Annotated in this window: 11 protein-coding genes and 1 pseudogene; 6 read left to right on the forward strand and 6 right to left on the reverse strand. The window is 66.3% G+C overall.

The annotated features are described in order from the left end of the window. Nucleotides 1-3: 3 nt before the first annotated feature. The 6 genes and pseudogenes from ACNQR1_RS06180 to fadA6 all read left to right on the forward strand — a co-directional run bounded on the left by ACNQR1_RS06180 (nucleotide 4) and on the right by fadA6 (nucleotide 5947). Nucleotides 4-1023 (forward strand): ATP-binding protein, encoded by a 1020-nt coding sequence (locus ACNQR1_RS06180; RefSeq protein WP_418050290.1) that lies wholly within the window; start codon nucleotides 4-6, stop codon nucleotides 1021-1023. Further along, nucleotides 1020-2558, forward strand: a complete 1539-nt coding sequence (locus ACNQR1_RS06185; protein WP_418044770.1) for a DUF4153 domain-containing protein — start codon at nucleotides 1020-1022, stop codon at nucleotides 2556-2558. Before ACNQR1_RS06180 ends, ACNQR1_RS06185 begins: the two co-directional genes overlap by 4 nt. 65 nt (nucleotides 2559-2623) lie before the next feature. Beyond that, on the forward strand, nucleotides 2624-3382 hold the full coding sequence (locus ACNQR1_RS06190) for a cysteine hydrolase (RefSeq protein WP_418044772.1): 759 nt from the start codon (nucleotides 2624-2626) through the stop codon (nucleotides 3380-3382). Continuing rightward, nucleotides 3382-4059 carry an AmiS/UreI family transporter gene (locus tag ACNQR1_RS06195; protein ID WP_418044774.1) on the forward strand — a complete coding sequence of 226 codons (678 nt, stop codon included), beginning with the start codon at nucleotides 3382-3384 and terminating at the stop codon, nucleotides 4057-4059. The genes ACNQR1_RS06190 and ACNQR1_RS06195 overlap by 1 nt, the downstream gene beginning before the upstream one ends. A gap of 121 nt (nucleotides 4060-4180) precedes the next feature. Continuing rightward, the gene (locus ACNQR1_RS06200; protein ID WP_418044776.1) at nucleotides 4181-4780 is read left to right on the forward strand and encodes a TetR/AcrR family transcriptional regulator; all 600 of its coding nucleotides are present in this window, start codon (nucleotides 4181-4183) and stop codon (nucleotides 4778-4780) included. A gap of 17 nt (nucleotides 4781-4797) precedes the next feature. Further along, nucleotides 4798-5947, forward strand: a pseudogene (gene fadA6, locus ACNQR1_RS06205) (steroid 3-ketoacyl-CoA thiolase FadA6). 74 nt (nucleotides 5948-6021) lie between these two features. Here fadA6 and narI read toward each other — a convergent pair. From narI to ipdC, 6 genes are all read right to left on the reverse strand, one after another. After that, the gene (gene narI / locus ACNQR1_RS06210) at nucleotides 6022-6765 is read right to left on the reverse strand and encodes a respiratory nitrate reductase subunit gamma (protein ID WP_418044778.1); all 744 of its coding nucleotides are present in this window, start codon (nucleotides 6763-6765) and stop codon (nucleotides 6022-6024) included. A 92-nt stretch (nucleotides 6766-6857) separates the two neighbouring features. After that, the gene (gene narJ, locus ACNQR1_RS06215; RefSeq protein ID WP_418044780.1) at nucleotides 6858-7553 is read right to left on the reverse strand and encodes a nitrate reductase molybdenum cofactor assembly chaperone; all 696 of its coding nucleotides are present in this window, start codon (nucleotides 7551-7553) and stop codon (nucleotides 6858-6860) included. Then, entirely contained in the window at nucleotides 7550-9172 is a 1623-nt protein-coding gene (narH, locus tag ACNQR1_RS06220) for a nitrate reductase subunit beta (RefSeq protein WP_418044782.1), read from the reverse strand. The genes narJ and narH overlap by 4 nt, the downstream gene beginning before the upstream one ends. A gap of 1 nt (nucleotide 9173) precedes the next feature. After that, a complete protein-coding gene (locus tag ACNQR1_RS06225; RefSeq protein ID WP_418050291.1) occupies nucleotides 9174-12806 on the reverse strand; it encodes a nitrate reductase subunit alpha in 3633 nt (1210 codons plus the stop codon). Nucleotides 12807-13267: 461 nt separating this feature from the next. Next, nucleotides 13268-13948, reverse strand: coding sequence for a class I SAM-dependent methyltransferase (locus tag ACNQR1_RS06230; protein ID WP_418044784.1), 681 nt, complete (start codon nucleotides 13946-13948; stop codon nucleotides 13268-13270). A 48-nt stretch (nucleotides 13949-13996) separates the two neighbouring features. Continuing rightward, complete coding sequence (gene ipdC, locus ACNQR1_RS06235) at nucleotides 13997-15070, reverse strand: (3aS,4S,5R,7aS)-5-hydroxy-7a-methyl-1-oxo-octahydro-1H-indene-4-carboxyl-CoA dehydrogenase (RefSeq protein ID WP_418024789.1); 1074 nt, start codon at nucleotides 15068-15070, stop codon at nucleotides 13997-13999. Nucleotide 15071 lies beyond the last annotated feature (1 nt).

Here is a 15071-nt window from a genome sequence, read left to right on the forward strand (position 1 = left end):
CGGCTGACCGCCCTGTGGGACCGGCTACCCCGGCCGTTGGACCCGTTCGCATCCTTCAAGGTCAAGACCGGGCTCTTGGTGGGCGGGGCGATCCTGCTGGCTTCGTTCACGTTCTGGATCGGAGCGAGCTGGCAGTTCCGGTATGCGTTGCTGGCCGCGCTGGCGACCTCGCTCGCCCTGACTCAGTTCCTCGCCCACGGTATGACCTCACCGCTGCGGCAGATGACCGCAGCCGCGCTGGCCATGGCCCGCGGTGATTACAGCATCAGGGTGCGAGCCACCTCGCGTGATGAGATCGGTCAGCTGGCAACGGCATTCAATCAGATGGCAGCTGATCTCGAGGCCGCCGACGAATACCGGCGCGGGCTCATCGGCAATGTCTCCCACGAGTTGAGAACCCCGATCACCGCGTTGCAGGCGGTCTTGGAGAACGTGGTCGACGGTGTTGTCGAGCCCGACGCCGAGACCATGAGGCTGGCGCTGTCGCAGACCGAGCGCCTGGGCGAGCTGGTGACGAATCTGCTGGATCTGTCCCGAATCGAAGCCGGGGCGATTCGGTTGCAGATCAGCCGGTTCGACGTCGACGAGTTCCTGCGTGACGCCGTCGAGCACGTCTCCGTCTCGGCGAGCGACATACCCGTCGTCATCAGGGTGTCACCGCCCGACTTGAAGGCCGTCGCCGACCCGGCACGGCTACGGCAGGTCGTGGTCAACCTGGTGGACAACGCGATTCGGCACAGCCCGCCGGCCGGCCGCGTGACCGTGCTGGCGACCCGCCAGGGAGCGGGCTTGCGGCTCGAGGTGGCCGATCAGGGCCCTGGCATCGCGCCCGCCGAGCGGGAGCGGGTCTTTGAGCGGTTCACCCGAGGTGCGACCTCGGACGGTGGGACGGGCCTGGGGCTGGCGATCGCGCGGTGGGCAGTCGAATTGCACGGCGGGGTCATCGAAGTGATGGATACCGGGGTGGGATGCCGGATCAGGGTCGGCATTCCCGAATCGACGACGGGGGAAGGGTTGCCATGACGACTGTGGTTCCAGGAGTGCCGACGTATCCCGGACAACCGGTGACACCGCCATTGATCGGCCCGGCGCTGCCGAGCTCGGGTGAGCCCGGATGGACGGTGTGGCCGCGGCGGGTGTGGCCGATCGCCCCGCTGTCGTCAGCGCCGCGCCGGCTGCTGATCCTCGCAGTGGTCGCGGGCCTGATGGGAACGGCACTGTGGCGGCCATCGGTGCTCAGCATCGGCTACCTGGCCGTCGGGATCATGGTTTTCGCCGTGGTGTTCGGCACTGCCGAGCGTCGGCCGACCCGCACGCAGTGGGTCGGGATGGGGTTGACGTCGGCGTTGTTGGCGGTGCCCGCATTGCTCGCGGCCGACTGGCTCGGTGTGCTGTGCATCATGGCGGCCTGGATCGTCGGCTGGTGCACGCTGTTCGGCGGGCGGACCTGGACCGCGGTGTTCAGCGGACCGTTTCTGGCGTGGGCCCTGCCGCCCCGGGTGAGCGGGTGGGTACGCCGGGGATTGCCCAGTCGGGTGGGTGTCGCCAACCCCGGCCGTGTCGCCGCCGTCATCGGTCTCACCGTGCTGCTGGTGTTCGTGTTCGGCGCGTTGTTCGCCTCGGCGGACGCGGCTTTCGCACATCTGATCGGCAACCTGGTACCGACCTTCGACGGCGTCGACGCCATCGCGCGGATCGTGGTTTTCGGGATCGTGGCCTCCTTGGTCCTCGGCGGTGCCTACCTGACCCGGTTCCCGCCGCGGCTCGACGTCCTGGCGCCGGCCCCGATGAAGCCCGTGCCGCGCTGGGAGTGGGCGCTGCCGCTGGGCGTGCTCGACGCGCTGTTCCTGGCGTTCGTGGTGGTGCAGGCCGCGGTGCTGTTCGGCGGTCACACACACGTGCTGGAAACCGAAGGGCTGACCTACGCCGAATACGCCCGGCAAGGCTTCTGGCAGCTGCTGTGGGTGTCGGCGCTGACGCTGCTGGTGCTCAGTGTGGTGATCCGGGTGGCGGGCCGGGCCGACGCGGCCGACCGCCGCCTACTGCGGGTGCTGGTCGGAATCCTCTGCGCCACATCGGTTGTCGTGGTGGTCTCGGCTATTCACCGGATGTGGCTGTACCAGCAGGCATATGGCTTCAGTACCGATCGGCTGATGGTGGTGACGATCGAACTGTGGCTCGGTGTGGTGTTCCTGCTCGTTGCCGCCACCGGGGTGCGGATGTCGGGCCGGTGGCTGCCGCACGCGGTGTTGGTGGCCGGCGTGGTGGCGCTGCTGGGGCTGGCGGCACTCAATCCCGAGCGACTCGTCGCTGATCGCAACATCGACCGGTTCGGACAGAACGGTCAACTCGATGCTGAATACCTGTCCCGGCTGTCGTCGGACATCGACCCTGCGCTGCACCGGCTGCCTGAGAACATCCGCGCCTGCGTGCGATCCGACGGTCCGGAATCGGACCCGTGGTACCTGTTCAACCTCTCGCGGTCGCGAGCCGACCGTCCGGTGGTGACCGACCTTCCGGACTACTGCTCGCCGTACTGGTCGTACGACTATCGATAGGGCGTCCAGAATCCCGCCGATTCAAAGGCTGTCGGCCCGGCTGCCGTCGGCCGAAGGTATGCCGTGTGACCGCACTCTCCGTCGAGGGCTCCTCTCGAACCACTCCGCTGGATCCGATCGCGCTCGATCCACAGGCGCTCGGCTATCCGGCCGACAACCGCGCTGCGATCCCGCCGCTCGCCAAGCAGTGGGAGGGGCTCGACTTCCGCGAGATCCTCTCCAGATCTGCCGCGTTCCTCTCGATCAGCCAATCCAACTCGCTGTACAGGCCCGGCGGGGTCCAATACGCCGAAGGGCACGCGTATCGCGGCAGTCTTGAGGCGACCGTCAGGGTGGCGAGGGCGGCGCGTTCGGCGCCGAACTTCGTCTCGTTCAACTGGATCGGGTTCTCCGTGTTCCGTGACGACTACCCGAAGACGGATTTCGACCGGGTGCAGTACGACGGCTGGACCGGTCACATCGACGCCACCCCCGAGCAGATCGCCTGGGACGACGAACTCGTGGGCGAGCTGCGTGAGCTGGTCGAGCCCGGCGACAACGAGTTGTACGAGAAGGCGCTGCAGACGGCCTTCGTCGGCACGGACCTTCCCGGCGCGTTGAGCCGGCAGCGGGTGGAAGTGTTGGTACTCACCGGAATCCATCTCGACTGGTGCGTCGAGGGCAACGCACGTGCGGCCCGTGACCATGGTCTGCTGCCCATAGTGATCGGTGATGCGACCGGTGCGGCTCATCCCGACCAGGAGCGTGCGGCCTTTGAACGGATCAACAACTTCTTCGCGCCGGTGATCACCTCGGAGCAGTTCGTGGATTGGGTCGGTCACTGATGGGAAACGTCGGTCTGCTTCTCGTGGGTGTGGCGTTGTTCGTCAACGGGCTCGTCTCGGTCGGGCTCGTCAGCGGGCGGGGCGCCGCTCCGATCAACCTGTTCGTCGGCACCGCCCAAGTTGTCCTGCCCACCCTGGTGCTCGTGCAGTCCGAAGGCGATCCCGGTGTCGTCAACGCCACCTGGCCGAGCTATCTGTTCGGGTTCACCTACCTGTGGTTCGGGTTCATCCAGATCTTCGATATCGACCCGCGCGGATTCGGTTGGTACAGCACGTTCGTCGCGGCCATCGCGGCGTTCTACGCGATCAAGAGTGTCGAAACCGATCCGGTTTTCGCCGTCATCTGGGCGACTTGGGCGCTCATGTGGACGCTGTTCTTCGTGCTGCTGGGACTTGGGGTGGCCAAGGTCGGCACGATTGACCTGGGCCACTTCACTGGATGGTTCTTGGTGCTGCTCGGGGTCCCGACCTGCACTGTTCCTGCGATCCTGCTGTTGAACGGGGTGTGGCCGACGTCTGTGGTCGCTGGTGCGGTCGCGTTGGTGGTGCTGGTGGCCGCCGCTGCGCTGTCGGTGGTTCTGTCCCGGCGCAGTGCCGGCGGTGAGGGCGTGCTCCCGGTGGCGCCGGACGGCGTCGCCCAGACCGCGGTGGTCGGAGGTGTGCCACAGCCGGCGTGAAGCCGACGAGACGAAGCGGGTCCCCGATCGGGGGCCCGCTTCGTGGTGTGAGCAGATTGAGGCCGAGCCGGAATCACTCCCGGAGGTGACCTAGCAAGCGCTTGGTTGCTATGCTGTGTCGATGGGGGACACACCCGCCCAGCCGGCGAGCCGACGAGACGAACTGCTCGATCTTGCCGCAACGATGTTTGCCGAACGCGGACTGAAGGCGACCACGGTCCGCGATATCGCCGACTCCGCTGGAATCCTGTCAGGCAGCCTCTACCACCACTTCAAGTCCAAAGAGCAGATGGTCGAGGAAGTGCTCAAGGACTTCCTGGGCTGGCTGTTCGCGCGGTACCAGGAGATCCTCGACCGCGAGACCACCCCGCTGGGCCAGCTCACCGGTCTGTTCATGGCGTCCTTCGAGGCCATCGAGCACCGGCATGCGCAGGTGGTGATCTACCAGGACGAGGCCAAGCGGCTCTCCTCGATCCCGCAGTTCGGATTCGTCGACGAGCGCAACCGTGAACAGCGCAAGATGTGGGTGGACATCCTGCAGCAGGGCATCGCCGACGGCTCGTTCCGTCAGGACATCGACGTCGACCTGGTGTACCGGTTCATTCGTGACACCACCTGGGTTTCGGTCCGCTGGTACCAACCGGGCGGACCGCTTTCGGCCGAAGAGGTCGGCCGGCAATACCTCGCCATCGTCCTCGGCGGAATCACCGCCGCCCGTTAGGTCAAAGGAGACAAACAATGCCTGAGGCATACATCGTCGATGCGGTGCGCACGCCGGTCGGAAAGAAGAACGGCGCGCTGGCCGAGGTGCATCCGATCGACCTCGGCGTGCACGCGTTCCGCGCCATCTTCGACCGCGTCGATGTCGACCCGGGTGCGGTTGACGACGTCATCGTCGGCTGCGTCGACGCCATCGGCGGGCAGGCCGGCAACATCGGCCGGCTGACCTGGCTGGCCGCCGGGTACCCCGAGGCCGTCCCCGGAGTCACCGTCGACCGGCAGTGCGGCTCCAGCCAGCAGGCCATCTCCTTCGGCGCCCAGGCCATCATGTCCGGCACCGCCGACCTGATCCTGGCCGGCGGCATGCAGAACATGAGCTGGATCCCGATCTCCTCGGCCATGGTGGTCGGCAAGGAGTTCGGATTCACCTCGCCCACAAACGAATCCAAGAACTGGCTGCACCGCTACGGCGACCAGGAGATTCTCGCAGTTCCGCGGGTCCGAGCTGATCGCCGAGAAGTGGGACATCTCCCGCGAGGAGATGGAGGAGTTCGCCTACAACAGCCATCAGCGGGCGTTCGCCGCGATCCGGGCCGGGCACTTCGACAACGAGATCGTCCCGGTCGGTGACTTCGGTGTCGACGAGGGACCGCGTGAGTCGACGCTGGAGAAGCTGGCCTCGCTCAAGCCGCTGGTCGAGGGTGGCCGGCTGACGGCCGCACTGGCGAGCCAGATCTCCGATGGTGCTGCCGCGGTGCTGCTGGCCTCGGAAGAAGCGGTCAACAAGTACAACCTGAAGCCACGGGCCCGCATCCACCACATCAGCGCTCGCGGCGACGATCCGGTGATGATGCTGACCGGCCCGATCCCGGCCACCCAGTACGCACTGGAGAAGACCGGCCTGTCCATCGACGACATCGACACCGTCGAGATCAACGAGGCCTTCGCGCCGGTCGTGCTGGCCTGGCTCAAGGAGACCAAGGCCGATCCGGCCAAGGTCAACCCGAGCGGCGGCGCCATCGCGCTGGGTCACCCGCTGGGTGCCACCGGTGCCAAGCTGTTCACCACGATGCTCAACACCCTGGAGCGCACCGGCGGCCGTTACGGCCTGCAGACCATGTGCGAGGGTGGCGGCACCGCCAACGTCACCATCATCGAGCGCCTCTAGTCGCTGTGTAGCTTCATCGCAAAGTGCCCCAAATCAAATGGATTTGGGGCACTTCGTGTTTCAGCTGATGTGGCTCACACCCAACGGCTGCGCGGCGGCGGGGCCTGGGGCGTCACCCACGCCTTGGCGTAGCGGTTCTTGCCCGCGCGCTGCGGGTCCCGGCTGCGGTAGATCACGTAGGGACGCACCAGGTACCCGATCGGCGCACTGAACATGTGGACCAACCGCGTGTAGGGCCAGACGCCGAGCAGGGCCACGACGATCAGGACATGCGCCTGGAACGTCCACGGCGTTTCGGCCATCAGTTGCGGCGCCGGATGCAGCGTGAACAAGCTGCGGAACCACGGCGATACCGTTTCGCGGTAGTTGTACGTCGAGAACACGTTGGTCAGGGTGTTCAGCATGCCGGTCGCCAGCGCCCCGACCAGCAGCAGATACATCACCTTGTCGTTGAACGTGGTCGCGGTGCGCACCTCGGGGACGGTGACCCGGCGGTACAGCAGGATTGCCAGCCCGGCGACGACGGCCACGCCGGCCAGTGAGCCCATGCTCACCGACATCAGGTGGTAGGCGTGCTCGGAAATCCCGACTGCCGCGGTCCACGACTCCGGGATCAACAACCCGACGACATGCCCGGCAATCACACCGAGGATGCCGAAGTGGAACAGCGGGCTGCCCAGCCGCAGCAGCCTGCTCTCGTAAATCTGCGAAGACCGTGTGGTCCAACCGAACTGGTCGGCCTTGTAGCGCCAGACGTGCCCGAGCAAGAACGAGGTGAAGGCGATGTACGGCAGGGTCATCCACAACACGTTGCTCATCGGTGTGTTCTCCTCTTCGCGCAAGCGCTCATCGGTGTGTTCTTCTCTTCGCGCAAGCGCTCATCGGTGTGTTCTTCTCTTCGCGCAAGCGCTCATCGCCGACCTCCTGAGGTCATCGGATCCATCGTCATCGGATCCATCGCAAACGGGTCGAGGCCGACATCCTCATCGGGCGGGCCCTCGGCGGCGAGCTGCGCGATACGGCGACGGTCGGCGCTGTTCACCGGCGGCAGCGTGGCAAGGACGGCGGCCATCAGCCCGGTGTAGTAGGACCCGTTGTCCTGCAAAGAGAGCCGCAGCAGCTCGAGCACTGGCACGTGTTCGGCCAGCAGGCGCTCACCGTGGACTTGGTCGACGGTCGCGGCGAACTCGAGCACCATGGGCAGGTAGTCGGGAAGCTCCGAATTCTCCAGGTCACCGACTTCCAGGCCGGCCTGGCGGTAGGCGTGCTTGAACCGCAGCAGCGCCATACCGCGTTTACGGGTGTCGCCGTAGGCGTAGTAGGTCAGATGCAGGCTGCTGCGCCGCTGCATGTCGAACGTCTCGACATAGTTCGACGCACGCCGCATCGGATCTGTTTCGTTGAACTGACGCAGGAATTCCGTCAGCGGTACCCGAGCGGCTTCCGGCAGTTCCGCTGTGGCAGCGGCAAGTTGGTCGACGAGATCGGCCGTCTCTGCCGTCGGGTAGTCGAGCAACAGGGCGGCGATGCGCCACACCAATCGCTGCTGGCGCTCGGACAGGGCGGAACCTGTACCTGTTCTGCGACCGAGGGTGAGTAGCTTCATGTGGTCGGCAACAACCCGTCTGTGCTCCGGCCGTCCCAGTTGAGCAGGTTGACCCGGGTCGGATCGCCCTGCGGAACAGCGTCGTTGGTGTTGGTCAGATGGAACTTGTCCACCATGGTGTCGAATGCGGTCATGCCCGGCCCGCCGTCTCCGTCCAGGCTGCAGCCGGTGGCCAGGGCGTCGAGGCGGTGGGCGTCCGATCCGGCCCCGGTCGGGATGACGTAGCGGTCCTGGTACTTCGCGATGGCCAACAGCCGGTACATCGCCTCGATCTCGTCGCCGCTCAAGCGCACCGAGTCGGGGATGGTCTCGTCGAACTCCTCGCCGAGGTTGGCTGCCCGCATGTAGGCCCGCATGGCGGCCAGCCGTTGCAGCGAGGCCCGGACCGGGCCCACCTCACCCGCGGTGAACAACTCGGCGAGGTACTCGACCGGGATGCGCAGTGTGTCGATGGCGCCGAACAGGTTGTTCTTGTTCTCGCCGTCGTGGCCGGTCTCCTTCAGGATGTCCACCACCGGTGACAGCGGCGGCACGTACCAGACCATCGGCATGGTCCGGTATTCCGGATGCAGTGGCAGGGCCACCTGGTAGTCGACGATCAGCCGGTACACCGGTGAGTTCTGGGCCGCCTCAATCCATTCGGGCGAGATGCCGGCCCGTTCGGCTTCGGCGACGACCCGGGGATCGTGCGGGTTGAGGAACACCCCGAGCTGTGACGGGTAGAGGTCCTTGTCGTCGGTGACCGAAGCGGCTTCCAGCACCGCATCCGCGTCGTAGAGCATCACGCCGATGTAGCGCAGCCGCCCCACACACGTCTCCGAACACACCGTCGGGATACCGACCTCGACCCGCGGATAGCAGAACGTGCACTTCTCGGCCTTGCCGGTCTTGTGGTTGAAGTAGATCTTCTTGTAGGGGCAGCCGGTGACGCACTGTCGCCAGCCGCGGCACTTGTCCTGGTCCACGAGCACGATGCCGTCTTCGGAGCGCTTGTAGATCGCGCCCGAGGGGCACGCTGCGGCGCACGCGGGGTTGAGGCAGTGCTCGCAGATCCGCGGCAGGTAGAACATGAACGTCTGCTCGAACTCGAGCTTGACCTTGGCCGAGAGCTCCGCGACCTCGGCATCCTTGTTCACCTTGGCCAGCAATGGATCCCGGCTCACCTGCTCGGGTCCGCCGCCCAGGTCGTCGTCCCAGTTGGCTCCCCAGGTGACCTTGGTGTCGCGCCCGGTGATCAGCGATTTGGGCCGTGCCACCGGCGTGGTGTCCATCGCCGGCGCCGACAGCAGGTTCTCGTAGTCGTAGGTCCACGGGTCGTAGTAATCGGAGACCGTGGGCAGGTCGGGATTGGCGAAGATGTTCAGCAACCGCTTGAAGCGGGAGCCGGACTTGAGGGTGAGCTTGCCACGCTTGTTCAGCGTCCAGCCGCCCTTCCAGCGCTCCTGATCCTGGTACTGCCGCGGATAGCCCTGTCCGGGACGGGTTTCCACATTGTTGAACCACACGTACTCGACACCGCTGCGGTTGGTCCACGCCTGCTTGCACGTGACACTGCAGGTGTGGCAGCCGATGCACTTGTCGAGGTTCATCACCATCGCGAGTTGCGCCATGACTCTCATGTCAGTACTCCACATCCTGCGAGCGGCGACGGATCGTGGTGACCTCATCGCGTTGGTTTCCGGTGGGCCCGTGGTAATTCAGGGCGAACGACTGCTGCGCATATCCACCGATGAGGTGGGTGGGTTTGATCATGATCCGGGTCAGCGCGTTGTGGATGCCGCCGCGTTTGCCGTTCTTCTCGGTGCGCGGTACGTCGACGGCCTTGTCCTGGGCGTGGTACATGAACACCAGACCCTCGGGCATCCGGTGGCTGACGATGGCCCGGGCGTTGACCACGCCGTTGCGGTTGGTGCACTCGATCCAGTCGTTGTCCTTGACCCCGATCTTGGCGGCGTCCACGTCCGACATCCAGATGCACTGACCGCCCCGGGACAGCGTGAGCATGTACAGGTTGTCCTGGTACGCAGAGTGAATCGACCACTTCGAGTGCGGGGTTAGGTAGCGCACCGTGATGCCGCCGCTCGTATCGCCCACCTTGGGTTCGTTGAAGAGCGCCGTCATGTCCAGCGGCGGCCGGAACGTCGGCAGTTGCTCGCCGAGCTCACTCATCCAGTCGTGGTCCAGGTAGAAGTGCTGGCGGCCGGTCAACGTGTGCCACGGCTTGAGCCGCTCGGTGTTGATCGTGAAGGGGGAGTACCGGCGCCCGCCGGTCTCCGAACCGGACCATTCCGGTGAGGTGTTGACGGGTACCGGCCGGGCCTGGGTGTCGGCGAACGTGATCCGCTTGCCTTCGCTCTCCTTGGCCAGGTCGACCAGTTCGGTTCCGGTGCGACGCTCCAGGGCCTCGAAGCCCTCGACGGCCAGGCGGCCGTTCGTGGTGCCCGACAAAGCGAGGATGGCCTCGGCGGCGTGGGTGTCCTTGGCCAATGACGGGCGGCCGATCGCGGCACCACTGACCACCGTGCCGTTGACGCCACGCAGGTACTCGACCTCGGCGTCGGGATGTGTGGTCACCCCCTTGGTGGTCAGTCCGACGGTTTCCACCATCGGCCCGAGTGCGGCCATCTTCTCGGCGACCGCGGGATAGTCGCGGTCCACCATGATCAGCCGGGGCATGGTCTTGCCGGGAATCGGTTCGCATTCACCGGCTTTCCAGTCCAGGACCCGACCGCCGGGTTGCGCTGTGGCGTCGGCACTGTCGTGCTGCAGTGGCATGGCCACGATGTCCTTGCGCTTGCCGAGGTGCTTCTCGGCCAGCCAGGAGAAGCCGCGGGCGATGCGGTGGAAGGCGTCGAAATCGGTCTTGGTCTCCCACGGCGGTGAGATGGCCGGCGAGAACGCGTGGACGAACGGGTGCATGTCGGTGCTGGACAGGTCGTGCTTCTCGTACCAAGTGGCCGCGGGCAGCACGATGTCGGAGAACAGCGTCGTGCTGGTATTGCGGAAATCCAGGGACAGCAGCAGATCCAGCTTGCCGACCGGCGCCTCGTCGCGCCAGCGCACCTCCTGCGGGCGGATACCGTCCTCGTCCCGCGCGGCGACGGCGGAGTCGGTGCCCAGCAGGTGCTTGAGGAAGTACTCGTTGCCCTTGGCCGACGAGCCGAGCAGATTCGACCGCCACACCGTCAGGCACCGCGGAAAGTTCTCCGGGGCGTCGGGATCTTCGCAGGCGAACTGCAGATGGCCCGACTTCAGCCCGTCCACAACGTATTCCGCGGCATCTTTGCCCATTCGGGCCGCCTCGTCCGCCAGATCGAGCGGGTTGCGGTTGAACGTGGGGTAGCTCGGCATCCAGCCGAGCCGGCTGGCCAGGGCGATGTTGTCGGCGGCGGTGCGGCCCTCGAACTTGCCCTCGGCCAGCGGCGAGGCCATCACCTCCGAGGTGAAGGGGTCATAGCGCCACTGGTCGGTCGCCAGATACCAGAACACCGTGCCCTGCATCTGCCGTGGCGGCCGCTGCCAGTCCAGGCCGAAAGCCAGGGTGGCCCAACCGGTGACGGGCCGGCACTTCTCCTGGCCGACGTAGTGCGCCCAGCCGCCGCCGTTGACGCCCTGGCAGCCGGTGAGCATGACCAGGGTGAGAAAGGACCGGTAGATCTGATCGGAATGGAACCAGTGGTTGGTGCCCGCGCCCATCAGGATCATCGACCGGCCCTTGGAACGCTCGGCGTTGTCGGCGAACTCCCGCGCGATCCGCTCGGCTGCCACCGCGGGCACGCCGGTGATCTCTTCCTGCCATGCGGGGGTGTAGGGCTCGGAGGCATCGTCGTATCCCGACGGCCACTGCCCGTCGAGACCGTCGCGGGCCACCCCGTACTGCGCCAGCATCAGGTCGAACACCGTCGTGACGCGGTGCCCGGCAATGATTCTGGTCGGCACGCCGCGCTCCAGGACGCCGGGCTTGTCGCTGTCGAACCTCGGCAGGGCCACGGTGGCGGTGTCGTCGTGGTTGCCCAGCAGGGTCAGCATGGGGTGCACACCCTCGAGGTCCAGGTTCCAATGACCCTCACCGGAGGCGGTGAACCGGTGCCCGAGCGAACCGTTCGGCACCACGGGCCTGCCGGCCTGGTCCAAGAGAACTGTTTTGGACTCGGCGGCTTCGGTTTCGGCGTACTCGCCGCCAAGATCGGCCGCGGTGAGGAACTTTCCGGGCAGCACCCGTCCGTCGCGCTCGGTGAGGGTGACCAGGAACGGTAGGTCGGTGTACTTCTTGACGTACTCGGTGAAGTAGGGCGTCTGCCTCTCGACGAAGAACTCCTTGAGGATGACGTGGCCCATCGCCATGGCCAGGGCGGCGTCGGTGCCGGGCCGGGCGGGCAGCCATTCGTCGGCGAACTTGGTGTTGTCGGCGTAGTCCGGCGACACCACGACCACCTTCTGGCCGCGGTACCGGGCCTCGGTCATGTAGTGCGCGTCAGGAGTTCGGGTGACGGGGACGTTGGAGCCCCACATGATCAGGTAGCCCGCGTCGAACCAGTCGGCGGATTCGGGCACATCGGTCTGGTCCCCGAACACCTGCGGCGAGGCCACCGGCAGGTCGGCGTACCAGTCGTAGAACGACAGCATCGACCCGCCGAGCAGCGAGATGAACCGGGCGCCGACAGCATGGCTGACCATCGACATCGCCGGGATCGGCGAAAAGCCGGCCACGCGGTCCGGCCCGTACTTCTTGACGGTGTGCACGTGGGCGGCGGCGGCGATCTCGGCCGCCTCCCACCATTCAGCGCGGACGAACCCGCCCTTGCCGCGGGCGGTCTTGTACCGCTGGGACTTCTCCGGATCCTCGACGATGTCGGCCCAGGCCAGCACGGGGTCCTTCAGCCGCTCCTTGGCCTCGCGGTAGTACTCCAGCAGCACGCCGCGGACATACGGATAGCGAACGCGCGCAGGCGAATACGTGTACCACGAGAACGACGCACCGCGCGGGCATCCGCGCGGTTCGTACTCGGGTTTGTCGGCACCGACGGACGGATAGTCGGTCTGCTGGGACTCCCAGGTGATCACGCCGTCCTTGACGTAGATCTTCCATGAGCAGGATCCGGTGCAGTTGACCCCGTGGGTCGATCGCACCACTTTGTCGTGGGCCCAGCGGTCCCGGTAGAAGTCGTCAGCTGAGCGGCCACCGATCTTGTGCAGGGTGCGCTGATCCTCGGAGATCTCACCGCGGTGGAAGTACTTGCCCAGCCGCAGCAAAGCATCGGCGGGTGTTGCGCCGCCTGCAAGTGAATCGACCACGATTCGTCCCTCCAACCTGTTGTCCAACGAGCGTAGGGGGGTCGCGGGGGGCGTCAAAAGAACGCACGAGGGGGTGCCGGGCCCTGTGAAATTGCGTTAACGCACAAGTCATTTCACGGGAACGCGGCAGTCATATGACGATTCGGTAGGCGTGCCGTGATTGCGGCCTTCACCTGCGGATATTGCGGTAATTTCGGCCGACTGCCGCCTTGAGGGCGGGCCGGGATCCCGCGACCGGCACTCCGGCGGAGCCGGATGATTTTTCACCGCGGTAACAATGCGTCCGATCGTGGCCCGAGCCGTGGCCCGGCGATGGTCTGCCGCCTACGTTGCCGCGTACTTCTGGGACGAGCAGCGGTACGAACAGAATCGGCGGCCGGACGCGGTTGTTTGGATGGCAAACATCTCGACGGCCCCGTTCAAACCGGCCGCCCGGGTTTCGTCCAGGAGATGGTGTGCCGGAACGCCAATCTGCGCCGCATCTGTGCGCCCGGCATGACGTCCCGCACCATCGTGTTCAGTTGATCGAAGCTGAGCTGTGGATCGCGAACCGGGAAGGGCGGCGGCACCGGACCTCCGGGGGCCGGTCGCGGATGCTTGATCAGACCGATGAGCGGGTTGGTCACCGCGGACGCCAGATCCCATGCGGTATCACGGATTGAGGCGGGGGCGGCAAGCCCGACGGCCAGAAACCGCCCGCCCGGGCTCAGCAGCCGCTTGATGTCGATCAGCGCCCGCCCGATGTCGAGGTGGTGCAGCACCGCCACCATGGTGATCAGGTCGACGGGTCCGTCGAGGTGGGCCAGTTGGCTGTCGTCGATGGTGACGTTGCTCAGGGCGGCGCAGCGCCGGGCTGCTTCGGCCCGCATGCCGGCATCGAGGTCCGTGCCGCGTACCTGGGTGAACTGGGCGGCCAGTTGGGCCACCAAGGCGCCCTGACCGCATCCGATATCGATCGCGGCGTCCCGGTGTGCAGGGAGGTTCGCCAGGATCCAGCCGTGGAAATGGTCGTTGTGACTCCACGGGTGCCTGCTGTTGAAGTTGTGCAGTTCCTCGGCGGCCCGCCTGACCACTGGGTGCCCGACACGACGGATGTCCATACATCCACTGTGCCGCGCCGGCGTCCCAGTGGGCCGGCGACCGGTCGTCTATTCGGTGATCAGTGCCGACGCCGACCGCAGGTGCGCGACGGCGTCGTCGACGATCTTCTCCACCAGCTCGGCGCACGTCGGCAGGTCGTTGATGATGCCCGCCACCTGTCCCGAGGCCAGCACACCGGCGTCGGTGTTGCCCTCCACCAGACCGGCCTTGAGCAGCATCGGGGTGTTGGCCGCCATCACGACCTGCGACCAGGTGAGCTCTTTGCCGTGCCGCATCGCGAGGCCGTCCTTGACCATGGACAACCAGGTCATACCCGAGAGCTTCTTGAACTTCTGGGCGTTGCCGACCGCGGCGGCGAAACCGCGTGCCCGCGAACCGCTCTCCAGCTTCTCGACCAGCCCCGTGCGCAGCACCCGGTGCGGCATACCGTCGACGCGGGTGGACACCACGGTGCCGTCCAGCGCGGACTGCAGGTACCGCTCCTTGACCGCGTCCGGCACGGTGGAATCCGAGGTCAGCAGGAACCGGGTTCCCATGGCAACCCCGGCTGCGCCGTAGGACAGTGCGGCGGCCAGGCCGCGGCCGTCGAAGAAACCGCCCGCGGCGATCACCGGCATGCCGGTGTCCTTGACGGCATCCAGCACCGAGGGCAGCAGGAGCGTGGTGGCGACGGGACCGGTGTGCCCACCGCCCTCACCGCCCTGCACGATCACGGCGTCGGCACCCCAGCCGGCCACCTTCTTGGCGTGCTTGGCCGCCCCGACCGAGGGGATCACCACGACGCCTGCGTCTTTCAGCTTCGCGATCAGCTCGGGCTTGGGAGCCAGGGCGAAGGAGGCGACTTTGACTCCTTCGCGGATCAGGAGGTCGACGCGCGCACCGGCATCGCCCGCATCGGCACGCATGTTGATGCCGAAGGGTTTGTCGGTGGCGGCCTTGACCTTGGTGACGGCGGTCTGCAGTTCCTCGAGCGTCATGGTCGCCGACGCCAGGATGCCGAGCCCGCCGGCATTGGAGGTTGCGGCGACCAGTCGTGCACCGGCCACCCAGCCCATTCCCGTCTGCACGACGGGATGCTCGATGCCGACCAGCTCGGTCAGCGGAGTCTTGAGCTTGCCCATT

It is taken from the genome of Mycobacterium sp. 48b, assembly GCF_048282725.1.
Classification (GTDB): domain Bacteria; phylum Actinomycetota; class Actinomycetes; order Mycobacteriales; family Mycobacteriaceae; genus Mycobacterium.